We start from the raw sequence: 20,121 nt of genomic DNA, 5'->3' as shown, positions 1-20,121 counted from the left end.
GCGACGCCCATCTTATGCCGCCAGTTTCGAAATGTCGGCCACGCGGTTCATCATGCCGTGCAGGGACGACAGCAGCGCCAGGCGATTGTTGCGCAGGGCGACATCCTCGGCCATCACCATCACGTCGTTGAAGAAGGCGTCCACGTCGTCGCGCAGCTGGGCCAGCGTCTTCAGCGTGCCGGCGAAGTCGCCCTTGGCGAAGGCCGCGTCCACTTCCGGCTGCACGCGCACGATGGCGGCATGCAGGTTTTTCTCGGCCGTGTCCTGCAGCAGGGCGGGGTTCACCCCTGCGCCGCCGGTCTGGGCCAGCGCTTCCTCGTTCTTCTTCAGGATGTTGGTGATGCGCTTGTTGGCGCCGGCCAGCGAGGCCGATTCGGGCAGTGCGGCGAAGGCTTGCACCGCTTCCAGGCGCTGCACGATATCGTCCAGGCGGTCCGGATTCTGCGCCACCACGGCCTCGATCTCGTTCGGCGTGAAGCCGCGCTCGCGCAGGATGCCGCGCAGGCGGTCCAGCATGAACGCTGCCACGTCGGCGCTCGGGTCCTTGAAGCCGGCCACGGAGGAGAACTGCCTGGCGGCGTCGGCCAGCAGGCCGGAGATGGACAGCGGCAGGCGCTTCTCGATCAGCATGCGCAGCACGCCCAGGGCGTGGCGGCGCAGCGCGAACGGGTCCTTGTCGCCGGTCGGCGCCAGGCCGATGGCCCAGATGCCCACCAGCGTTTCCAGCTTGTCGGCCAGGGCCACGGCGGTGCCGGTGGCGGTGGCTGGCAGGGCGTCGCCCGCGAAGCGCGGCTGGTAGTGCTCGGAGGCGGCCAGCGCCACGTCTTCATGCTCGCCGTCGTGGCGCGCGTAGTAGGTGCCCATGATGCCTTGCAGCTCGGGGAACTCGCCCACCATGTCGGTCAGCAGGTCGGCCTTGGACAGGCGCGCGGCGCGTTCGGTCAGCGCGACGTCGGCCTGCAGGCCAGCCGCGTTCAGCTTGCCCGCGATGGCGCCGGCCAGCGCGGTCACGCGCTCGCTGCGCTCGGCTTGCGTGCCCAGCTTGTTGTGGTAGACCACGTTCTTCAGCAGCGGCAGGCGCGATTCCAGCGTCTTCTTCTTGTCCTGCTCGAAGAAGAACTTGGCGTCGGACAGGCGCGGGCGCACCACGCGCTCGTTGCCGCCGATGATGGCTTGCGGCGTATCGGTCGCGATGTTGGAGACAATCAGGAAGCGCGAACGCAGCTTGCCCGCCGCGTCGGTCAGCGCGAAGTATTTCTGGTTGGTCTGCATGGTCAGGATCAGGCATTCCTGCGGCACGGCCAGGAACTCTTCCTCGAAGCGGCACTCGTACACCACAGGCCATTCCACCAGCGCGGTCACTTCGTCCAGCAGCGCTTCGGGCATCAGCACCTGGTCGGCGCCGGCCTTTTCCAGCAGCGAGGCGCGGATCTTTTCCTTGCGCGCGTCCACGCCGGGGATTACCTTGCCCTGTTCGGCCAGGGTGGCGGCGTAGGCGTCGGCCGTGGCGACGGTCACGCTGCGCCCGCCCGGGGCAGTCAGGAAGCGGTGGCCTTCGGTCACGTTGGACGCGGTCAGGCCCAGCAGGGTCAGCGGCAGCACGGTGCCGCCATGCAGCGCGATCAGGCTGTGCGCGGGACGCACGAACTGCACGGTGCTGCCGTCCGGACGCTGGTAGCTCATCACCTTTGGAATCGGCAGCTTGGCCACGGATTCTTCCAGCGCGGCCTGCGCGCCGGCCAGCAGCTGCGAGCCCGGCGCGGTGTAGGTGTAGAAGAAGCTCTCGGCCTTGCCGTCCTGCGCGCGTTCCAGGTCGGCCACGGTCAGGTCGGGGAAGCCCAGCGCGGCCAGCTTCTTGGCCAGCGGCGCGCTCGGGTTGCCGTCCTTGTCCAGCGCCACCGACACCGGCAGCACTTTTTCGCGGATCGATTTGTCCGGCGAGGTGGCGCGCACCTTGGTGATGGAGACGGCCAGGCGGCGCGGCGTGGCGTGGATGGTGGCGGCGCTGTCTTCTTCCAGGAAGTCGCGCGATTTCAGGCCGTTGACGATGCCCGAGGCGAAAGCGGCGCCCAGCTTGGCCAGCGCTTTCGGCGGCAGTTCTTCGGTCAGCAGTTCAATTAACAGGGTCTGGTTCATATTGTTCTTAGTCTCAAGCGGCGGGCAGCATCGGGAAGCCGAGGCGTTCGCGGGAATCGTAGTAAGCCTGCGCCACGAGGCGCGACAGGGCGCGCACGCGGCCGATGTAGGCGGCGCGTTCGGTCACCGAGATGGCGCCGCGCGCGTCCAGCAGGTTGAAGCTGTGCGAGGCCTTCATGATCTGCTCGTAGGCGGGCAGCGTCAGTTGCAGCTCGATCAGGCGCTTGGCTTCCGATTCGTGGTTGTTGAACTGCGCGAACAGCAGCTCGGTGTTCGAGTGCTCGAAGTTGTAAGCCGACTGCTCCACTTCGTTCTGGTGGAACACGTCGCCGTACTTCAGCGTTTTCGTGACCCCGTTCTCTTCCCACTGCGTCCACACCAGGTCGTACATATTCTCCACGCCCTGCAGATACATGGCGAGGCGTTCGATGCCGTAGGTGATCTCGCCCAGCACCGGCTTGCAATCGAGGCCGCCCACTTGCTGGAAGTAGGTGAACTGGGTCACTTCCATGCCGTTCAGCCAGACTTCCCAGCCCAGGCCCCAGGCGCCCAGGGTCGGGCTTTCCCAGTCGTCTTCCACGAAGCGCACGTCGTTCTGCTTCAGGTCCAGGCCCAGCGCTTCCAGCGAACCGAGGTACAGGTCCAGGATGTTTTCCGGGGCCGGCTTCATCACCACCTGGTACTGGTAGTAGTGCTGGCCGCGGTTCGGGTTCTCGCCATAGCGGCCGTCTTTCGGGCGGCGCGAAGGCTGCACGTAGGCCGCGCGCCATGGCTCCGGGCCGATCGCGCGCAGGAAGGTACCGGTGTGGAAAGTGCCGGCGCCGACTTCCATGTCATAGGGCTGGAGCAGGGCGCAGCCTTGCTTGTCCCAGTAGGATTGCAGCGTCAGGATAATCTGTTGAAATGTGAGCATCGTTGTTCTTCTGGATGGCTAGCCTTAAACGGCTAATTTTAGCCGGATTTGGCTACTTATCGGGGTGCTTATTCGCGTTTTTTCGGGACCACAGCCACGCGCCGGCCACGGCCAGCGCGGCCAGGGCGAGGAACAGGCGGTTGCCCAGCACGATGTAGGGCGTGTTGCCCGCCATGCCGCGCAGCGTGGCCTTGAGCACGCCGGCCTGGTAGTAGGGCAGGGCGGCCGTGACCTTGCCGTGGCTGTCGATCACCACGGTGGCGCCGCTGTTGGTGGCGCCCAGCATGGGGCGTCCGGTTTCCAGCGTGCGCATTTGCGAAATCTGCAGGTGGTGCGGGATGGCGATCGATTCGCCGTACCAGGCCAGTTCGGACACGTTCAGCAGCAGGGTGGCCGGGTTCGGATCGTTGGCCAGGTTGGCCGCGATCTCCTCGCCGAACAGGTTTTCATAGCAGATGTTGGGCAGCACGCGCTGCGACTTGACCTGGAACGGCAGCTGCAGCGCCGGCCCCGGGGTCTGGTCGCCCAACGGGATCTGCATCATATTGGTGAACCAGCGGAAGCCGGTCGGGATGAATTCGCCGAACGGCACCAGGTGGTGCTTGTCGTAACGGTAGGTCGGCAGGCCAGAGTCCGGCGGCACGCCGATCACGCTGTTCGAGTATTTGGTCGGGCTGTCCATCAGCGGAATGCCCAGCACCAGGTGGCTGCCCGAACGCTTGGCGAACTGGCCCAGGCTGGGCAGGTAGTCCGGCGGCAACTGGTGCTGGAACAGCATGATGGCCGTTTCCGGCGTGGCGATCAGGTCGGCCGGCTCGGCCGCGATGGTGTCGCGGTAGCGCACCAGCGTGTCCAGCGTGTGGCGCGCGTCGAATTTCTGCTGCAAGGGCGTGTTGCCCTGCAGGAGGCGCACCGAGATCGGCTGCCCCACGGCGTGGGTCCAGTCCACGTAGCGCAGGCCGATGCCGGCCGCCATCACGGCGGCCAGGCCGCCCAGCGCGAACCAGCGCGTGCGGTGCGCCGCCAGCAGCAGGGCGCCGGCGCACAGCGCGGCCAGCCAGCTCACGCCGTATACGCCGACGATGGCGGCATAGCCGCCCAGCGGGCCGTCGTTATGGGCGTAGCCGGCGGCGGCCCAGGGGAAGCCGGTGAACAGCCAGCCGCGCACCCATTCGAACAGCGCCCACATGGCGGGCAGCATCAGGAGGTTGGCGGCGGGCAGCGGCAGCAGCCAGCGCTTGCGCAGCCACAGCGCCGAATACATGGCCATGGCGGCGTAGATGCCCATGGCAGCGGCCAGCAGCGCGATGGCGGCCACCGCCAGCGGCAGCGGCAGCCCGCCGAAGCGGTTCAGCGCCACCACCAGCCAGTGCGTGTTGGCCAGGCACCAGCCGAAGCCGAAAGCCCAGCCCACCAGCGCGCCGGCTTTCGGCGTGGCCGAACGCAGCGCCTGGTAGAACAGCAGGGCCAGGCAAAGGATTTGCAGCGGCCACCAGCCGAAGGGGGCAAAGGAAAATACGCTGGCGGCGCCCGCCAGCGCGGCGATCATCATGCGGCCACGGGTGCTGCGCTGGGGCGCGGGAGGATCGCCGGGTTTGGCGCGGCGCCAGCGCATCAGTCTTGTTCGTCCACGGCCGGCGGCAGCTTCTCCACCAGCAGCACGTGCAGTTGGCGCGCGTCGGCACGCAGCACCTCGAAGCGCAGGTTGCCGATGTCGAAGGTGTCGCCCTTGTGCGGCATGCGCTCAAGGTGCTTGACCGCGAAGCCGCCGATGGTGTCGGCGTCCTCGTCGGACAGGTCGGTGTCGAGTTCCTCGTTGAACTGGCTGATCTCGGTGAGCGCCTTGATGCGCCAGCGCGGGCCGAACTTGCCTTCCTTGATCGAGAGGATGTTGTCCTCTTCCTCGTCGAAGTCGTATTCATCCTCGATGTCGCCGACGATCTGTTCCAGCACGTCCTCGATGGTGATGAGGCCGGCCACGCCGGAATACTCGTCCACCACGATGGCCATGTGGTTGTGGTTGGCGCGGAAATCGCGCAGCAGCACGTTCAGGCGCTTGGACTCGGGAATGAACACGGCCGGGCGCAGCATGTCGCGCACGTCGAAGCTTTCCTCGGCGTAGTAGCGCAGCAGGTCCTTGGCCAGCAGGATGCCGATCACCTTGTCGCGCTCGCCCTCGATGGCGGGGAAGCGCGAGTGGGCCGTCTCCAGCACACTGGGCATCCATTCCTCGATGGGCTTGGAAATGTCGATCACGTCCATTTGCGAGCGCGGCACCATGATGTCGCGCGCGGACAGGTCCGACACCTGGAACACGCCTTCGATCATGGACAGCGCATCGGCGTCGATCAGGTTGCGTTCGTGGGCATCGTGCAGGACTTCGAGCAGTTCCGCGCGGTTCTCGGGCTCGGGGGAAATCAGTGCGGTGAGTCGCTCAAATAGCGACCGGTGGGGTTTGGCGTCAGTCTTGACGCCACTAGGGTGCTCTTGCATAGGAGGCGTGAGCCAGTTGTTTCGAAGTGCTATAGGATACTACAAATGGCGGGAGGGCCTCGTTTTTGCCGAATTTGAGGCTACAATGGCAAGCCTATCCACCCGCGCGGAGTCCGCCATGATCAGCAGCGTTTCATCCTTGAATCCGGCCAGCGGCCTGGTGCCGCAGCGTAAAATCGCCGAGCCGGACGCGCCGCCGGACGTGGACAGCGTGGCGCCGGACCCGCAGTCCATCAGCGCCGTGCCGCCGGCTGAGGCCAGCCCGGAGGCGCCGCCGCCGGAAGCGCCGGTGCCGATGCGTTTTGACACGGACAAGCTGCCGCCGGATACCACTGCCCGCCTGATCGAGAAGACGCCGCTGGACTTGCACCGGGCGCTGCTGGGGACGAGCGGCACGCAGGGCGGCTGAGCCGGCGGCTTACGCGCTGCGCGCTAAGCCGCCCTACGTGATCCGTAAGCGATACGTCAGGCGTATGGGTCGGCGTAGCCCAGGCCGGCCAGGATCTCGGTTTCCAGGCCTTCCATTTCGCTAGCCTCTTCGTCGTCCATGTGGTCGTAGCCCTGGGCGTGCAGCACGCCGTGCACGATCAGGTGCGCCGTGTGCTCTTCCACCGACTTTTTCTGCTCGGCCGCTTCCTGCTGCAGCACGTCGGTGCACAGGATGATGTCGGCGCGGGTCGGCTCGTCCTCGGCGTAGTCTTCGCCCTCGTTGTAGGCGAAGGTCAGCACATTGGTGGCGTAATCCTTCTCGCGGTAGTCGCGGTTCAGTTCACGGCCTTCCCCGGCATCGACAAAGCGTATCGTCAGCTCGGCCGGCGCGAACAGCGCGGCCTTGATCCATTTGCGCACCATGGGGCGGGTGATGCTGTCCTGCAGGCGCGGGTCGGCGTACTGCACCGACAGGGTCAGTTTATTTTTTTCGGACATGTTTGACGGCGGCAGTCTTGGCGGGAGTGAACAAAGGCGAAATCTCGGCGGAAGCGTTGTGCGCGCTCTCGTAGGCGTCCACGATGCGCGCCACCAGCGGATGGCGCACCACGTCGGCGCTGGTGAACTGGGTGAAGGCAATGCCGCGCACGTCGCGCAGCACGTGGCTGGCGTCCACCAGGCCGCTCTTCTGGCTCTTGGGCAGGTCGATCTGGGTGGTGTCGCCGGTCACCACGGCCTTGCTGCCGAAGCCGATGCGGGTCAGGAACATCTTCATCTGTTCCACCGTGGTGTTCTGCGCTTCATCGAGGATGACAAAGGCATGGTTCAGCGTGCGCCCGCGCATATAGGCCAGCGGCGCGATCTCGATCACGCCCTTCTCGAACATCTTCTGCGTGCGGTCGAAGCCCAGCAGGTCGTACAGCGCGTCGTACAGCGGGCGCAGATACGGGTCCACCTTCTGCGCCAGGTCGCCCGGCAGGAAGCCCAGGCGCTCGCCGGCCTCCACTGCGGGGCGGGTCAGGATGATGCGCTTGACGGCGTCGCGCTCGAGCGCGTCCACCGCGCAGGCCACGGCCAGGTAGGTCTTGCCGGTGCCGGCCGGGCCCAGACCGAAGCTGATGTCGTGGTCGAGGATGTTGCGCAGGTACTTGATCTGGTGCGGCGTGCGCCCGCGCAGGTCGGCGCGGCGCGTCTTGAGCACCGGGCTGGTGATGTCCGGCTCGTTGAACGGCGGCTCTTCCTGGTCCGGCTCCAGCGGCGGCGCCAGGCCGGCGCGCTGCTCCACCAGGGCCAGCTGCACTTCCTCCACCGGCACCACTTTCTGCGCCACGTTGTAGAACTGCTCCAGGATCTGCACCGCGCGCTCGGCGTTGGTGCCGTTGACGATGAATTTCTCGCCGCGGCGGAAGATGGTCACGTCCAGCGCGGCCGAAATCTGGCGCAGGTTTTCATCGAGCGGCCCGCACAGATGCGCCAGGCGCGTGTTGTCGAGCGGTTCCGGGATGAAATAGTGCGGCTGGCTGGGAGTCTTGGTTTTCAAAGGGCGGTGCCTGGTTGGGTGTACTGGATGCCGTTAGTTTACCGTATCGTGGCGGCGCCTGCGATTTTCCGGCGTAGTTAATGATTCGTCATTGCTTTCGGCTCAGCTTGCCCTACAGTCGAAGGAACGGTCTTTCTTTCCAACGGAGCAAGCCATGGCAGTCAGTGCGATTCCCAGCGTCAGCAGCAGCGCCGCCCAGCAGACCACCGCCGTGACCGACCAGCGCGCCGAGCAGGCCCGCCAGGCGCGGCGCGAGGAAGCGGCGCGGCGCGAGCAGGAGGCGGCCAGCGCCGGGCAGCAGACCCAGCAAGCCCAGCAGGCGGCGCGCGCCGAGCAGGAACGCCAGACCCAGCAGGCCGACGCCGTGAGGCGGCAGCAACTCGAATCGCAGCAGAGCAGCCAGAACAGCACGTCGCCTTCCGCACGGGGCCAGAACATCAACACGACTGCGTAAATCATCCTCGGCCCGCGTTCCGCGGGCGTTTTCCACGGCCATTCGCGCCCGTAACTATTTCCTTAAAGTTCTTCCGTGCGCCACGGAATATCCCCGTGTGTTGAAATGGCATTGTTGCTAAGAATTCTAGCGGGTGCTTGACCTAACGCAAGCTTCGCTAGTCGCGGCTTGGCCGGAACGGGCTGGTTTGGTATTAGAATTGTTATTGAAATTGCAATGCCATTCCGGGGATAGACGACACACCAGACGAGGAAAAATCATGGCACACCACGCCCTTGCTTCTCAAGAAAGTTACAACCCTAATCATCTGCTGGACATGCTGCTGGGTAAAATGCAGCTGAAGAACGACGCCGCGCTGTCGCGCATGCTGGAAGTGGCGCCGCCCGTCATCAGCAAGATCCGCCACCACCGCTTGCCGGTCGGCGCCTCGCTGCTGATCCGCATGCACGAAGTGACCGGCATGAGCATCCGCGACCTGCGCGACTTGATGGGCGACCGCCGCACCAAGTACCGCCTCTCCGATGCCCAGGGACGTCCAAAGCCAGAGGATCGCCCGGAAAAGCAGCAGGACGCCGGCAGCTACGCGCACTGATGTGCCGCGCGTGGCCAGCGTCGCCGGGGCCGGGACTGCAATGTTCCGGCCTGAACGGGCTTAGCTCAGCAGTCTAGCTCAGCAGCTTAGCTCAGCAGCACCATCGCAATTTCTTCGTATTGCAGTTCCGTTTCGCGGAACAGTTGCAGGTAAATCGCTTCATCGAGGCCCAGCGCAGTCCAGGCCACGGTGGACACCGGCGGCACCAGGCCGTCCGGCATTTGCGCCAGATCGAGCGCATGGGCTATGGCGTCCGCCACATGGATGATGGCCGCCAGAAAGCCCGCACCCGGCGCGTCCGGGTTATGGTGGTGGGCGATCGCCAGCCGCATCGTGTCCGAAAAATTCCAGTGTTCCGCCAGCGCCATGCCGGCATCGACGTGATCGATGCCCAGCACCGCGCGTTCCGCCTCCAGCGGCATGCAGTCATGCGCGTTGCGGTAGGCGATGGCCTGCTCATATTCATTCGGGAAGCAAGCCACCAGCACCAGGCGGCCGATGTCGTGCAGCAGGCCGGCCGTGAAAGCGTAGTCCTGGTTGAAGCGCATCTGGCGCGCCAGTACCTTGGCGCAGGCCGCGCTGGCGATCGAGTGGCGCCAGAACGCCTTGTGGTCGAAGCCGGCGCAGGCGCGCTCGGCGAAGCAGCCGGTAAGGGCCGCCGCCGTGATCAGGTTGCGCGTGGCCTGGAAGCCGAGGAAGGTGATGGCTTGCTGGATGGTGGTCACTTTCACCTGCAGGCCGTACAGCGAAGAGTTGGCCAGGCGCAGCGTCTTGGCCGTCAGTGCCTGGTCGTGCGACACCTTCTTGGCCAGCACGGAAATGTCCACGTCCTCCTGGTCTATGCTGTTGAGCAGTTCCATCACCACCGCGGGCAGCGAGGGCAGGTCGTCCAGATTTTTTACAACGTCGTCGTATGTCAGCATGGTGCTTATTCTTCTGCGGGGGCCAGGCCCAGGCGGTAATCGGTGACGAAGCGGCGCAGCAGCGCCGTGGCCCAGTCGCTGTCGCTGTCCGCATCGTTCTTGCGGAACAGGCGGGCGATGCGCTCCAGCTGCTGTTCCCGGTCCGCCGCCTGCTCGGCCGCGCTGGGCTGCTCGGCGGCGGCGATGGGCAGCGATTCGATGCCGTGGCGCGGCATCAGCGCCAGCATGGACTCGGTCAGCACCGTGCCCTGCGGCAGCAGCACATGGCCGCGCGCGTCCAGCAGCTCGTCCGACAATATCATCCCGGCTTGCACTTGCCCTAACGGCAAATGCTGATAACTGGCAGTCATGGCGGCCTCCGTCATTCTCGTCGCACGATCTTACCATCGGCGCCGCGGCCGAGTCGAAAATCTTGCCAAGATGCTAGGCATACTTTACATTGGGACGTTGCCGTCATATCCATGCCGCGCAGGACTGGGAGGAGCTTGTCGATGTTTGGTATCCAAGGTCGATTGACCTTGCTGTTCGTGGTGATCGTCACCCTGGTGCTCGGCATTTCCGGCACCTATGCGCAGTACAGCTTGAGCCACGAACTGGAAGTGAACAACCAGCGCCTGCGCCAGGGCGTGCTGACGCGCTTGCAGACCAGTTTGCCGTCCGCGCTGTGGGACCTGGACAAGGCCAAGGTGGACAACATCGTGGCGGCCGAAATGCTGCCGCCCGAGCTGGTGGCGATCCGCGTCTACGACACCTCGGTCGGCCTGTTCTCGGGCAAGGTGCGCAAGGAGAACGGCGCCATCAGCCAGATCGAATCGGACACCGCCGTGGACGGCGCGCCGGTGGTGGCCGACCTGGCCTACCGCGACGCCGGCGCGGCCGGCAACGCGCCCAAGCCGGTCATCGTGGGCCGCGTGGTGGTCAACTTCAGCCGCGCGCAGATGGACGCCACCTTGCGCAGCGAAGTGCAGCGCAAGGTGATCGAAGTGCTGCTGCTCGACTCCATCCTGGTGGCGGCGCTGGCGCTCAGCCTGCGCATCGTGTTCGACCCGCTCAAGCAGCTGCGCGACGGCCTGCACGACCTGGCCACGCGCGGCTCGGACGAAGTGGGCGAGCTGCCGGAAAACCGGCGCGACGAACTGGGCGAGGTGATCCGCGGCTTCAACGCCATCCAGCGCCGCGTGAAAGCCATCATCGGCCGCACCCGCGAAGCCGAGGACGAGGCGCGCCGCGCGGCCCAGGAAACGGCCCAGGCGCTGGCCGACCTGCGCCGCACGCAGGAGTCGCTGCTGCAGGCCGAGCGCCTGGCCTCGCTGGGCGGCCTGGTGGCCGGCGTGGCGCACGAGATCAACACCCCGGTGGGCATCGCGCTCACCAGCGCCTCCATCCTGGCCGAGGCGACCGAGAAGGTGCACCAGTCGGTGGCCGAAGGCGCCATCAAGAAATCGGACATCCTGAAGTACCTGGAGACGGCCGGCGAGAGCACCAAGCTCATCATGAACAACGCCTACCGCGCCGCGCACCTGATCCACAGCTTCAAGCAGATCGCGGTGGACCAGGTGAGCGAAGTGCGGCGCCGCTTCGAGCTGAGCGAATACATCGGCGAAGTGGTGTCCAGCCTGCAGCCCAAGCTGAAGAAGACGCACATCCAGGTGGCCATCGACTGCCCGTCCGACATCGTGCTCGACAGCTACCCGGGGGCGCTGGCCCAGGTCATCACCAACCTCACGCTGAACTGCGTGGAGCACGCCTTCGAGCCGGACGCCGAAGGCTGCATCGCCATCAACGTGCGCCCGGACGGCGACTGGGTGGAGATGCAGGTGGTGGACAACGGCAAGGGCATCGCGCCGGACATGCTGGACAAGGTGTTCGACCCCTTCGTCACCACGCGGCGCGGCCAGGGCGGCACCGGCCTGGGGCTGAACATCGTCTTCAACCTGATCGCCAAGCAGTTCGCCGGCACCATCACGGTGTCCAGCGCGCTGGGGCAGGGCGCCAGCTTCGTGCTGCGCATCCCGCGCGTGACGCCGATCGAAGGCCAGGGCAGCGAACCGCACGCGGACGCGCCGCTGCACGCCTGAAACGCCCGCCAGGGAAACGGCAACTGCCGCATACTATGCTTTTGCTGCAAAGGAGACGATGATGGGGACACGCAGGCAGATTGCCCTGCTGCGCGGCATCAACGTGGGGCGCGCCAAGCGCGTGGCCATGGCCGACCTGCGCAAGCTGGTGGCCGACCTGGGCTACGCCGACGTGCGCACCGTGCTCAACAGCGGCAACGTGGTGTACGACTGCCCGGCCGCCGCCGTCGACCCGTGCGAAGCGGCCACCCGCATCGAGGAGGCGCTGGTGCTCAAGCTGGGCGTGGGCGCGCGCGTGACGGTGCTGGACGCCGAACAGCTGGCCCACGTGGTCGAGGACAACAGTCTGCACCCGCTGGCCGACGACCCCTCGCGCCTGCTGGTGGCGGTGCTGAACAATCCGGCCGACCGCGAACGGCTGCTGCCGCTGGCGCACCAGAGCTGGGAACCGGAAGCGTTCGCGCTGGGGCGCTGGGCGGCCTATCTGTGGTGTGCGGACGGCATCCTGGCCAGCCGCGCGGCGGCCGCCATGGGCAAGGTGCTGGGCGACGCCGTCACCACCCGCAACTGGACGACCATCAGCAAGCTGCACGCGCTGGCGTGCGAACGGCAGGGATAAAGGAGAACATCATGGCAGTGGTGGAAGGCGAATTCGACGTCACAATGAGCCCGGAGCACATGTCGGTCGGCGGGTCCGGCTTCGGCCTGCGCCGCATGGTGCTCGACAAGCGCTACCATGGGGCGCTGGAAGCCAGCGGCAACGGCGAAATGCTCAGCTTCATGGGCGCCGCGCAAGGCTCGGCCGGCTACGTGGCCATGGAGCGCGTGGAAGGCACGCTGGACGGCCTGAGCGGCGGCTTCACCCTGCAGCACAACGGCATCATGGACCGCGGCCAGCCCAGCCTGAGCGTGCTGGTGGTGCCGGACTCCGGCAGCGGCGACCTGACCGGCCTGAGCGGCAAGCTGAATATCCGCAACGAAGGCGGCAAGCATTACTATTCATTTGACTACGTGATTGCCGCGCTGCCGTAGTGCTACAATGGCAGCATTATCTTGCCTTGTAGCAATAAAAATGAATAAAGACCTCTACAAAGGTGCGCTCATCATGGGCGGCCTGGTGCTGGCGCTGGTGGTCGGCGCCTTCGCGCTGTCCGACGACGGCGTACGCAAAGCCGGCTGCGTCGGCCGCGCCATCACCAGCGGCATCTCCCTCGGCAACATCGCCTCGGTCTGCGGCCTCGGCCGCTAACCGCCCCCGTCCGCTAGCCAGCCTGAGCCGCATTCGGGGCCTGACCCCGAATGCGGCTCAGTTCGCCTGGAAGCAGGCGGCGAAGGCGTCGCGCGCGGGGTGGTGCAGCACGTCACTGCGCCATACCAGCATGGTGCGCACCAGCGCTGTCGCGGGCGGCAGGGCGTGGCACTGGATGCTGCCGGCCAGCTGGCGCTGCTTGAGCACTTCTTTCGGCATCAGCGCCACCCCCATGCCGGCCGCCACGCAGCCCAGTATCGCTTCGAAAGTGCCGAATTCCGAAATGCGCGTGGTGGCCACCTCCGCCTCGGCGAACCAGCTCTCCAGCCGCCGCCGGTAGGCGCAGCCGGTGCGGAACACCAGCAGCGCGCGGCGCGCCACGTCGCGCGGGCTGTGCACCGGGCCTTGCGCGGCGTCGGTCAGCAGCACCAGTTCCTCTTCGAATACCGCCAGTTGCGACAGCTCCGGCCGCACCACGGGCGCGGCCACCAGCGCCACGTCCAGCTTGTGGTTGAGCACGGCGTGCACCAGCTGGTCGGTGGGCGCCGTTTCCAGCAGCAGGTCCACGTCCGGATGCTTGTTGTGGAAGGCCGCCAGCACCTGCGGCAGGCGCGCGGCGGCCGCCGTTTCCATGGAGCCGATGCGCAGCTGGCCGGACGGCTGCTGGTCGCCGCGCACGCTGGCCTGCGCCTCGTCGGCCAGGGTCAGCAGGCGGTCGGCGTAGGCCAGCAGGCGCTCGCCCTCGGCCGTGATCAGCAGGCGCCGGCCGGCGCGGTGGAACAGCGCCACGCCCAGCGCTTCCTCCAGCTGGCCCAGCCGGGCGGAGACGTTCGATTGCACGCGGTTCAGCCGCGCGGCGGCCTGCGTGACGCTGCCTTCCTCGGCCACGGCCTTGAAGATGCGGAGTGCGGACAGTTCCATGATGATTCTCTGTAAGCGATTGGTTTGATCATTATTATTCATTTTTATGGATATGCAAATCGTTCTATAGTGGGGACATGAAAACCGCCACCACACCCTCGCGCGCTGTATTGCTGGCCTGCAGCTTCGCCTTCATCATCGTCCAGCTCGACGTCACCATCGTCAACGTCGCCTTGCCCCGCATGGGGCAGGAACTCGGCGCCAGCGTGGGTGACCTGCAATGGGTGGTCGATGCCTACACCCTGGGTTTTGCCGTCTTCCTGCTGTCGGCGGGCGTGCTGGGTGACAAGTTCGGCTCCCGCCGCGTGTTCCTGGCCGGCTTCTGGCTGTTCACGCTGGCCTCGCTGGCCTGCGCTGCCGCCACCGGTGCCATGATGCTCAATGTGGCGCGCGCCGTGCAGGGCATAGGCGCGGCGCTGCTGGTGCCCAGTTCACTCGCCATCTTGAACGCCAGCTACGCGCACGACAAGGTGCAGCTGGCCAAGGCGGTGGGCTGGTGGACGGCGGCCGGCGGCGTGTCGATCGCGCTGGGGCCGGTGCTGGGCGCCGTGCTGCTGGAGATGGCGGGCTGGCGCAGCATCTTCTGGGTCAACATTCCGCTGTGCCTGGCCGGCGCCTGGCTGACCATGCGCGCCGTGCCTGCCGCTGCGGGCAAGGACCCGCAGCGCGCCTTCGACATGCCCGGCCAGCTGCTGGCCGTGGTGGCGCTGACCGCCTTCATCGGCGCCGTCATCGAGGTGCACGCCCTGGGCTGGACCCACGCGATGGTGCAGGGCGGCCTGGCGCTGGCGGCGCTGGCCGGGGCGGTGTTCCTGCTGGTGGAGGCGCGCAGCAAGGCGCCCATGCTGCCGCTGGCGCTGTTCCGCAGCGCGGGTTTCTCGGGCGCGGTGGCGTTCGGCGTGTTGGTGAACTGTGCCTACTACGGCGTGATCTTCGTGCTGAGCTTCTACCTGCAGTCGGTGCGCGGCTACACGGCCCTGGAGGCGGGCATGATCTTCCTGCCGCTGACCGGCACCTTCATCTTCTCCAACATCGCCAGCGGGCGCATGTCGGCGCGCACCGGCTTGCGCGCGCCGATGATCGTCGGCGGGCTGATAGGCGCCAGCGGCTACGCCTTGCTGGGCGTGTTCGGCATCTCGGACCACGCGGGATTCTGGGCCATGCTGCCGGGCTTGGCGCTGATCCCGGCCGGCATGGGACTGGCGGTGCCCGCCATGACGACGTCGATTTTATCCAGCGTGCCCGGCGGGCAGGCCGGCACCGCGTCGGCCGTGCTGAACACCGCGCGCCAGGTGGGCGGCGCGCTGGGCGTGGCGGTCTACGGCGCCATGGTCGCCGCCGGCACGCCCGCGATGGCGATGGCCGGCCTGCGCACCGCGCTCGCCGTCTCCGCCGCGCTGCTGCTCACCGCCGCCGCCATCGCCTGGCAATGCGTGGCGGCACCCGGCACCCGCGCCGCGCCGATGGCCGTAGGGCGGGTCAGGCCCAAGGGGCCGTAAGCCGCCGGCGCCGCGCCGACGCTGGCGGCTTACGCCCCTCCGGGGCTAAGCCGCCCTACGTTGCCGGAAGCTGGCCACCTTGTGGCGATTGCCGCAGATCGCCATGCTGCACCAGCGCCGACGATGCGACTTGGTGCGGTCCGCGAACCACATCGAGCAGTCGGGATTCTCGCAGTGCTTCACCAGCGTGAAGTCGCCTGCGATCAGTTCCGCAGCCGACTCGGCCAGCGGCGCCAGCACCTGCCGCGCCGTCCCGTCCGCATAGACCGGCCGCAGCGCCAGCGCGCCATCGCCGGCGGCGGCAAGCACCGTATGCCGCCGGCCATGCGCCAGTGCCGTATTCAATGCGGCCAGGTCCGCCTGATCCATCGCCAGCCCCGCCTTGCGCCGCGCCACCAGCTTGCGCACCAGTTCCCGAAGTTCGCGCGCCGCGTGCAGCAGGTCCGGCAGTTCCGCAACCGGCGCCGCGCCTTGCTGCGCATATCCCGCCCGCGCCAGCCACTCCGCCACGTCCGCGCCGCTCTGCCAGCTGTCCATCGCCACCCCCTGCACCTGTATCACGGTATTGAGCAAGTCCAGTGCCGGGTGATCGCCCAGAAATTCCATCGTCATTCCATTCTCCGAAAGAGTGAATTCCAGTGTAACCATTAAAAATACGTTTTACAAGTTTCAATTTTACGCTAATCTTGTAACCAGTAAAACGAACTTTAACCAGTTTCCACCCAGGAGGTCAGCATGCCGAACCACGCCACTTTCCGCACCGTTTCCGCCGACGGCGTCAACATCTTCTACCGCGAAGCCGGCGCCGCCGACGCGCCCGTGGTGCTGCTGCTGCACGGCTTCCCCAGCTCTTCGCATATGTACCGCGACCTGATCCCGCTGCTGGCCACCAAATATCGTGTGATCGCTCCCGACCTGCCGGGCTTCGGCTTCACCGCCATCCCCGCCGAACGCCGGTATGCCTACACATTCGACAACCTGGCCGCCACCATGGAAGCCTTCGTGCAGGCGCTGGACCTGAAAAAATATGCGCTCTACATATTCGACTACGGCGCCCCGGTGGGCCTGCGCCTGGCCGCCGCCCATCCCGAGCGCGTCACGGCACTGGTCTCGCAGAACGGCAATGCCTACCTGGAAGGGCTGGGCGACGCGTGGGAGCCGACCAGGCAGTACTGGGCCGATCCCGATGCCCACCGCGAAAACATGCGCAACTTCCTCAGCCTGGACGCGACCAAATGGCAGTACACGCACGGCACGCCCAACCCGGACGCCGTGGCGCCTGAGGCCTACCACCTGGACGCCTTGCTGATGCAACGCCCCGGCAATGCGGATATCCAGCTGGCGCTGTTCCTCGACTACGCCAACAATCTGACCCTGTATCCGGTGTTCCAGCAGTTCTTCCGCGATGCGCAAGTGCCCACGCTGGCCATCTGGGGCCGGCACGACCCCTTCTTCATCCCGCCCGGCGCCGAAGCCTACCGCCGCGACAACCCGAACGCGGTAGTGAAACTGCTGGACACCGGCCACTTCGCGCTCGAAACCCACGTGGAGGAAATCGCCGCCGAGATCCACAAGCTGCTGGCGCGCGCGCTGGCTTAAGCGGGAAGGCCGGCTCCCGGTCCGACGCCGGGGGCCGGCTTGCGCTAGACTGGAGCATTCTTCAACCTAAGCAAGGCAACATGAAACGCTCCCTACCCGCGCTGCTGCTGGTCGCCGCCGCCATCGCCGGCTGTGCAGGCAGCAAGAACAAACCGCCAGCCCCAGGCGAGTCCGTCGCCGCCAACCCGCAAGTGCTACTGCTGGGCGAAGTGCACGACAATCCGGACGGCCACAAGCTGCGCTACCAGCAGCTGTTCCGGCGCGTGGAAGCCGGCTGGCGTCCCGCCATCGCCATGGAGCAGTTCGACCGCGAAAACCAGGCCCTGCTCAACAAGGCGCAGAAGGACTGCCGCGACGCGCAGTGCGTCATCCTCGTCATGGCCGGCCCGCGCTGGGACTGGGACCAGTACCGCCCCATCATCGACCTGGCGCTGCGCTACGACCTGCCGCTGGTCGCCGCCAACCTGTCGCGCGCCGATGCGTCGCGCGTGGTGCGCGACGGCGTGGCCTCCAGCTTCGACGAGAAAACCGTGGCCGAGTACCGCCTGAAGGAAGCGCTGCCGGCCGACATCGTCAAGGCGCAGGAAAAGGAAATCATGGCCGGCCATTGCAATATGCTGTCGGACATGATGGTGCCCGGCATGGTGCACGCCCAGGTCGCGCGCGACATCTGGATGGCCAAGCTGCTGCGCGCCCAGCAGCCGCGCGACGTGGTGCTCATCGCCGGCAACGGCCATGTGCGCAAGGACTACGGCGTGCCGCGCTGGCTCAACGCGGTCGAGCCCAAGCTCACCGTGCGCAGCATCGGCTACGTGGAGGACGCCGCCGCGCCCGGCCTGTACGATGCCAGCTATACCGTGCCGAAGAAGCAGCGCCCGGACCCGTGCGCCAGCCTGAAGCCGAAATCGTAGATCATGGAACGCAAGAGGAGGGCACGATAATGGAAACAACCTACAAGGAAAGCGCGCCCACGCGCGCGGAGATCGATGCGCTGGCCGGTCCGGCGGTGCTGGAGTTCGGCACCAACTGGTGCGGTTACTGCCGCGCCGCGCAGCCGCCGCTGGCCGAAGCCTACGCGGACCACGCCCAGGTGCCGCACTACAAGGTGGAGGACGGCCCGGGGCGCCTGCTGGGACGCTCCTTCCGCGTGAAGCTGTGGCCGACGCTGGTGTTCCTGCGCGACGGCAAAGAGGTGGCGCGCGTGGTGCGGCCGGAGGATGCGGACGAGATCCGCGAAGGCTTCGCGCAAATCACGGGAGAGTAGATGCGTGTGATACTCGCCGCCGCAGCCCTGCTGCTGCAACTCCCGGCCATTGCGGTTACTGCGGCCACTGCGGCCAGCCTGCCGCCCGCGCTGGCGGAAACCGAACGGCGCATCGTCTCTGTCGCCGCCTGGGGCGGCACCCCGGCCGACCCGGCGCAGGCGCGCCGCCACAGCATCACCCACATCACGCTGCACCACCAGGGCGAGCCTTTCCCGGCAGGGAAGGATCCGCAGCTTTATTTGCGCAACCTGCAAACCTGGTCGCGCAACACCAAGCACTGGCTGGACATTCCCTACCACTACATCATCGATCTCGACGGCCGCATCTACGAGGGCCGCAGCATCGACTACGCGGGCGACACCAACACCGAATACGACCCCGCCGGCCACGCGCTGATCGAAGTGGTGGGCAATTTCGAGGAAGTGCAGCCCAACCAGCAGCAGCTGGACGCCACCGCCGACCTGATGGCGCTGCTGGCGATGAAATACAATGTAGCCCCGGCCACCATCCATGGCCACAAGGATTACTCGGCGCAAACCGTCTGCCCCGGTGTCAATCTGTACCGCTACCTGGAAAACGGCTACCTCCGCGACCAGGTGACGCAACGTTTGCAATCGTCCCTTACCAAGTAATCCAGGAGCAGTAATGAGTCAGCCTCACCCCGGCGTACAGCAGGCCAGCCAGGCCAATTCCCCCGCCACCGTGCTGTTCGCCAGCCTGATCGGCACCACCATCGAATTCTTCGACTTCTACATTTACGCGACCGCCGCCGTGCTGGTCTTCCCCAAGCTATTCTTCCCGGCCGGCGACGCCGCCGCCGCCACCTTGCAATCGCTGGCCACCTTCGCCATCGCCTTCTTCGCGCGCCCGGTCGGTTCGGCCGTGTTCGGCCACTTCGGCGACCGCATCGGCCGCAAGGCCACGCTGGTGGCGGCGCTGCTCACCATGGGCCTGTCCACCGTGGCCATCGGCCTGCTGCCTACCTATGCCGCCATCGGCACCGCCGCGCCGCTGCTACTGGCGCTGTGCCGCTTCGGCCAGGGCCTGGGCCTGGGCGGCGAGTGGGGCGGCGCGGTGCTGCTGGCCACCGAAAACGCGCCGCCGGGCAAGCGCGCCTGGTACGGCATGTTCCCGCAGCTGGGGGCGCCGATCGGCTTCTTCCTGTCCGGCTCCATCTTCCTGCTGTTGAGCCAGACGCTGACCGACGCGCAGTTCTTCTCCTACGGCTGGCGCATTCCCTTCCTTTCCAGCGCGCTGCTGGTCATCGTCGGCCTGTACGTGCGCCTGAAGATCACCGAAACGCCGGACTTCCAGAAAGTGCTGGACAAGGGCGAGCGCGTGAAGGTGCCGGTGGTGGCGGTACTGCGCGACCATACCCGCATGCTGGTGCTGGGCACCCTGATGGCCATGGCCACCTTCGTGCTGTTCTACCTGATGACGGTGTTCACCCTGAGCTGGGGCACCTCCGCGCTGGGCTATACCCGCAAGGACTTCCTGATCCTGCAGCTGTTCTCGGTGCTGTTCTTCGGCCTGACCATTCCGGTCACCGCGCTGGTGGCGGACCGCTACGGCCGCCGCCTGACCCTGATCGTCGTGTCGGCCTTGATCATGGCCTTCGGCCTGGTGCTGGCTCCCCTGTTCGGCTCCGGCAGCACGATAGAAGTGACCTTGGCCATGTCGATCGGCCTTGGCCTGATGGGCATGACTTACGGCCCGCTGGGCACCATGCTGTCCGAGCTGTTCCCGGCCGAAGTGCGCTACACCGGCGCCTCGCTGACGTTCAACCTGGCCGGCATCCTCGGCGCCTCGCTGGCACCGTACGCCGCCACCTGGCTGGCCACGCACTACGGCTTGAGCTACGTCGGCTACTACCTCTCCACCGCAGCGGGACTGAGCCTGATCGCACTGCTGCTGTGCCGCTCGCGCAACTGATGGCGTGACGCCGCTGCGGGTTACGCGCTCCGCGCTAACCCGCCCTACGTCCACGGTGCGCGGTCGCGCTGCGTGGCCAATGTTTGATCCGCCGCAAA

General features: G+C 66.6%; 23 protein-coding genes. 13 read left to right on the top strand and 10 right to left on the bottom strand.

All coding sequences use genetic code 11. The annotated features are described in order from the left end of the window. Window positions 1–12: 12 nt before the first annotated feature. Genes glyS through ACFJI2_RS22325 form a run of 4 tightly spaced genes read right to left on the bottom strand, consistent with a single transcriptional unit; the run spans window position 13 to window position 5,542 of the window. Window positions 13–2,136: a glycine--tRNA ligase subunit beta gene (glyS, locus tag ACFJI2_RS22340; protein ID WP_377701961.1), complete on the bottom strand. Its 2,124-nt coding sequence runs from the start codon at window positions 2,134–2,136 to the stop codon at window positions 13–15. Window positions 2,137–2,149: 13 nt separating this feature from the next. Beyond that, complete coding sequence (glyQ, locus tag ACFJI2_RS22335; RefSeq protein ID WP_377701960.1) at window positions 2,150–3,049, bottom strand: glycine--tRNA ligase subunit alpha; 900 nt, start codon at window positions 3,047–3,049, stop codon at window positions 2,150–2,152. Window positions 3,050–3,101: 52 nt separating this feature from the next. Further along, complete coding sequence (gene lnt / locus ACFJI2_RS22330; protein ID WP_377701959.1) at window positions 3,102–4,664, bottom strand: apolipoprotein N-acyltransferase; 1,563 nt, start codon at window positions 4,662–4,664, stop codon at window positions 3,102–3,104. After that, the gene (locus ACFJI2_RS22325) at window positions 4,664–5,542 is read right to left on the bottom strand and encodes an HlyC/CorC family transporter (protein WP_377701958.1); all 879 of its coding nucleotides are present in this window, start codon (window positions 5,540–5,542) and stop codon (window positions 4,664–4,666) included. The genes lnt and ACFJI2_RS22325 overlap by 1 nt, the downstream gene beginning before the upstream one ends. 118 nt (window positions 5,543–5,660) lie before the next feature. Between ACFJI2_RS22325 and ACFJI2_RS22320 the strand changes: the two genes are divergently transcribed. Next, window positions 5,661–5,951, top strand: coding sequence for a hypothetical protein (locus ACFJI2_RS22320; protein ID WP_107876651.1), 291 nt, complete (start codon window positions 5,661–5,663; stop codon window positions 5,949–5,951). Between the two features lie 56 nt (window positions 5,952–6,007). Here ACFJI2_RS22320 and ybeY read toward each other — a convergent pair whose 3' ends face one another. Together ybeY and ACFJI2_RS22310 are read right to left on the bottom strand one after the other, a co-directional pair. After that, window positions 6,008–6,469, bottom strand: coding sequence for an rRNA maturation RNase YbeY (gene ybeY / locus ACFJI2_RS22315; protein WP_377701957.1), 462 nt, complete (start codon window positions 6,467–6,469; stop codon window positions 6,008–6,010). Next, window positions 6,453–7,511 carry a PhoH family protein gene (locus ACFJI2_RS22310; RefSeq protein WP_107876647.1) on the bottom strand — a complete coding sequence of 353 codons (1,059 nt, stop codon included), beginning with the start codon at window positions 7,509–7,511 and terminating at the stop codon, window positions 6,453–6,455. The genes ybeY and ACFJI2_RS22310 overlap by 17 nt, the downstream gene beginning before the upstream one ends. Before the next feature lie 154 nt (window positions 7,512–7,665). On the opposite strand from ACFJI2_RS22310, the gene ACFJI2_RS22305 reads away from it, so the two are divergent. Both ACFJI2_RS22305 and ACFJI2_RS22300 read left to right on the top strand, forming a co-directional pair. Next, window positions 7,666–7,965 (top strand): hypothetical protein, encoded by a 300-nt coding sequence (locus tag ACFJI2_RS22305; RefSeq protein WP_107876645.1) that lies wholly within the window; start codon window positions 7,666–7,668, stop codon window positions 7,963–7,965. A 259-nt stretch (window positions 7,966–8,224) separates the two neighbouring features. Then, entirely contained in the window at window positions 8,225–8,557 is a 333-nt protein-coding gene (locus ACFJI2_RS22300; RefSeq protein WP_107876643.1) for a hypothetical protein, read from the top strand. Window positions 8,558–8,643: 86 nt separating this feature from the next. Here ACFJI2_RS22300 and ACFJI2_RS22295 read toward each other — a convergent pair whose 3' ends face one another. Both ACFJI2_RS22295 and ACFJI2_RS22290 read right to left on the bottom strand, forming a co-directional pair. Then, the gene (locus ACFJI2_RS22295; RefSeq protein ID WP_377701956.1) at window positions 8,644–9,480 is read right to left on the bottom strand and encodes an HDOD domain-containing protein; all 837 of its coding nucleotides are present in this window, start codon (window positions 9,478–9,480) and stop codon (window positions 8,644–8,646) included. Window positions 9,481–9,485: 5 nt separating this feature from the next. Next, on the bottom strand, window positions 9,486–9,830 hold the full coding sequence (locus ACFJI2_RS22290) for a hypothetical protein (RefSeq protein ID WP_377701954.1): 345 nt from the start codon (window positions 9,828–9,830) through the stop codon (window positions 9,486–9,488). A gap of 141 nt (window positions 9,831–9,971) precedes the next feature. Between ACFJI2_RS22290 and ACFJI2_RS22285 the strand changes: the two genes are divergently transcribed. The 4 genes from ACFJI2_RS22285 to ACFJI2_RS22270 all read left to right on the top strand — a co-directional run bounded on the left by ACFJI2_RS22285 (window position 9,972) and on the right by ACFJI2_RS22270 (window position 12,807). Continuing rightward, window positions 9,972–11,558 (top strand): sensor histidine kinase, encoded by a 1,587-nt coding sequence (locus tag ACFJI2_RS22285; protein WP_377701953.1) that lies wholly within the window; start codon window positions 9,972–9,974, stop codon window positions 11,556–11,558. 61 nt (window positions 11,559–11,619) lie between these two features. Further along, on the top strand, window positions 11,620–12,177 hold the full coding sequence (locus ACFJI2_RS22280) for a DUF1697 domain-containing protein (RefSeq protein WP_377701952.1): 558 nt from the start codon (window positions 11,620–11,622) through the stop codon (window positions 12,175–12,177). An 11-nt stretch (window positions 12,178–12,188) separates the two neighbouring features. After that, window positions 12,189–12,590 carry a DUF3224 domain-containing protein gene (locus ACFJI2_RS22275; RefSeq protein WP_377701951.1) on the top strand — a complete coding sequence of 134 codons (402 nt, stop codon included), beginning with the start codon at window positions 12,189–12,191 and terminating at the stop codon, window positions 12,588–12,590. A gap of 40 nt (window positions 12,591–12,630) precedes the next feature. Further along, window positions 12,631–12,807, top strand: coding sequence for a hypothetical protein (locus ACFJI2_RS22270; RefSeq protein WP_165930441.1), 177 nt, complete (start codon window positions 12,631–12,633; stop codon window positions 12,805–12,807). A 57-nt stretch (window positions 12,808–12,864) separates the two neighbouring features. Here ACFJI2_RS22270 and ACFJI2_RS22265 read toward each other — a convergent pair whose 3' ends face one another. After that, window positions 12,865–13,728 carry a LysR family transcriptional regulator gene (locus ACFJI2_RS22265; protein ID WP_377701950.1) on the bottom strand — a complete coding sequence of 288 codons (864 nt, stop codon included), beginning with the start codon at window positions 13,726–13,728 and terminating at the stop codon, window positions 12,865–12,867. A gap of 77 nt (window positions 13,729–13,805) precedes the next feature. Here ACFJI2_RS22265 and ACFJI2_RS22260 point away from each other — a divergent pair, with 77 nt between their 5' ends. Beyond that, window positions 13,806–15,227: an MFS transporter gene (locus ACFJI2_RS22260; protein ID WP_377701949.1), complete on the top strand. Its 1,422-nt coding sequence runs from the start codon at window positions 13,806–13,808 to the stop codon at window positions 15,225–15,227. Between the two features lie 45 nt (window positions 15,228–15,272). Here ACFJI2_RS22260 and ACFJI2_RS22255 read toward each other — a convergent pair whose 3' ends face one another. Beyond that, window positions 15,273–15,839: a CGNR zinc finger domain-containing protein gene (locus ACFJI2_RS22255; RefSeq protein WP_377701948.1), complete on the bottom strand. Its 567-nt coding sequence runs from the start codon at window positions 15,837–15,839 to the stop codon at window positions 15,273–15,275. A 123-nt stretch (window positions 15,840–15,962) separates the two neighbouring features. Between ACFJI2_RS22255 and ACFJI2_RS22250 the strand changes: the two genes are divergently transcribed. From ACFJI2_RS22250 to ACFJI2_RS22230, 5 genes are all read left to right on the top strand, one after another. After that, a complete protein-coding gene (locus ACFJI2_RS22250) occupies window positions 15,963–16,826 on the top strand; it encodes an alpha/beta fold hydrolase (protein WP_377701947.1) in 864 nt (287 codons plus the stop codon). A gap of 80 nt (window positions 16,827–16,906) precedes the next feature. Then, the gene (locus tag ACFJI2_RS22245; protein WP_132135588.1) at window positions 16,907–17,737 is read left to right on the top strand and encodes a ChaN family lipoprotein; all 831 of its coding nucleotides are present in this window, start codon (window positions 16,907–16,909) and stop codon (window positions 17,735–17,737) included. Window positions 17,738–17,766: 29 nt separating this feature from the next. After that, complete coding sequence (locus ACFJI2_RS22240) at window positions 17,767–18,090, top strand: thioredoxin family protein (RefSeq protein WP_107876623.1); 324 nt, start codon at window positions 17,767–17,769, stop codon at window positions 18,088–18,090. Continuing rightward, window positions 18,091–18,723, top strand: coding sequence for a peptidoglycan recognition family protein (locus ACFJI2_RS22235; protein ID WP_377701946.1), 633 nt, complete (start codon window positions 18,091–18,093; stop codon window positions 18,721–18,723). It abuts the gene before it with no gap. Window positions 18,724–18,736: 13 nt separating this feature from the next. Next, the gene (locus ACFJI2_RS22230) at window positions 18,737–20,023 is read left to right on the top strand and encodes an MFS transporter (RefSeq protein WP_107876619.1); all 1,287 of its coding nucleotides are present in this window, start codon (window positions 18,737–18,739) and stop codon (window positions 20,021–20,023) included. Window positions 20,024–20,121 lie beyond the last annotated feature (98 nt).

It is taken from the genome of Pseudoduganella sp. UC29_71 (genome assembly GCF_042693265.1).
Taxonomy (GTDB): Bacteria; Pseudomonadota; Gammaproteobacteria; order Burkholderiales; family Burkholderiaceae_D; genus Rugamonas.
The sequence above is the reverse complement of the archived record's forward strand: the minus strand, read 5'-3'. Positions and strand labels throughout refer to the sequence as shown.

Excerpts from the sequence above, each read along its gene's own strand:
- glyS (WP_377701961.1), bottom strand. The coding sequence starts at position 2,136 with ATGAACCAGACCCTGTTAATTGAACTGCTGACCGAAGAACTGCCGCCG.
- glyQ (WP_377701960.1), bottom strand. The coding sequence starts at position 3,049 with ATGCTCACATTTCAACAGATTATCCTGACGCTGCAATCCTACTGGGAC.
- lnt (WP_377701959.1), bottom strand. The coding sequence starts at position 4,664 with ATGCGCTGGCGCCGCGCCAAACCCGGCGATCCTCCCGCGCCCCAGCGC.
- ACFJI2_RS22325 (WP_377701958.1), bottom strand. The coding sequence starts at position 5,542 with ATGCAAGAGCACCCTAGTGGCGTCAAGACTGACGCCAAACCCCACCGG.
- ACFJI2_RS22320 (WP_107876651.1), top strand. The coding sequence starts at position 5,661 with ATGATCAGCAGCGTTTCATCCTTGAATCCGGCCAGCGGCCTGGTGCCG.
- ybeY (WP_377701957.1), bottom strand. The coding sequence starts at position 6,469 with ATGTCCGAAAAAAATAAACTGACCCTGTCGGTGCAGTACGCCGACCCG.
- ACFJI2_RS22305 (WP_107876645.1), top strand. The coding sequence starts at position 7,666 with ATGGCAGTCAGTGCGATTCCCAGCGTCAGCAGCAGCGCCGCCCAGCAG.
- ACFJI2_RS22300 (WP_107876643.1), top strand. The coding sequence starts at position 8,225 with ATGGCACACCACGCCCTTGCTTCTCAAGAAAGTTACAACCCTAATCAT.
- ACFJI2_RS22295 (WP_377701956.1), bottom strand. The coding sequence starts at position 9,480 with ATGCTGACATACGACGACGTTGTAAAAAATCTGGACGACCTGCCCTCG.
- ACFJI2_RS22290 (WP_377701954.1), bottom strand. The coding sequence starts at position 9,830 with ATGACTGCCAGTTATCAGCATTTGCCGTTAGGGCAAGTGCAAGCCGGG.
- ACFJI2_RS22285 (WP_377701953.1), top strand. The coding sequence starts at position 9,972 with ATGTTTGGTATCCAAGGTCGATTGACCTTGCTGTTCGTGGTGATCGTC.
- ACFJI2_RS22280 (WP_377701952.1), top strand. The coding sequence starts at position 11,620 with ATGGGGACACGCAGGCAGATTGCCCTGCTGCGCGGCATCAACGTGGGG.
- ACFJI2_RS22275 (WP_377701951.1), top strand. The coding sequence starts at position 12,189 with ATGGCAGTGGTGGAAGGCGAATTCGACGTCACAATGAGCCCGGAGCAC.
- ACFJI2_RS22270 (WP_165930441.1), top strand. The coding sequence starts at position 12,631 with ATGAATAAAGACCTCTACAAAGGTGCGCTCATCATGGGCGGCCTGGTG.
- ACFJI2_RS22265 (WP_377701950.1), bottom strand. The coding sequence starts at position 13,728 with ATGGAACTGTCCGCACTCCGCATCTTCAAGGCCGTGGCCGAGGAAGGC.
- ACFJI2_RS22260 (WP_377701949.1), top strand. The coding sequence starts at position 13,806 with ATGAAAACCGCCACCACACCCTCGCGCGCTGTATTGCTGGCCTGCAGC.
- ACFJI2_RS22255 (WP_377701948.1), bottom strand. The coding sequence starts at position 15,839 with ATGACGATGGAATTTCTGGGCGATCACCCGGCACTGGACTTGCTCAAT.
- ACFJI2_RS22250 (WP_377701947.1), top strand. The coding sequence starts at position 15,963 with ATGCCGAACCACGCCACTTTCCGCACCGTTTCCGCCGACGGCGTCAAC.
- ACFJI2_RS22245 (WP_132135588.1), top strand. The coding sequence starts at position 16,907 with ATGAAACGCTCCCTACCCGCGCTGCTGCTGGTCGCCGCCGCCATCGCC.
- ACFJI2_RS22240 (WP_107876623.1), top strand. The coding sequence starts at position 17,767 with ATGGAAACAACCTACAAGGAAAGCGCGCCCACGCGCGCGGAGATCGAT.
- ACFJI2_RS22235 (WP_377701946.1), top strand. The coding sequence starts at position 18,091 with ATGCGTGTGATACTCGCCGCCGCAGCCCTGCTGCTGCAACTCCCGGCC.
- ACFJI2_RS22230 (WP_107876619.1), top strand. The coding sequence starts at position 18,737 with ATGAGTCAGCCTCACCCCGGCGTACAGCAGGCCAGCCAGGCCAATTCC.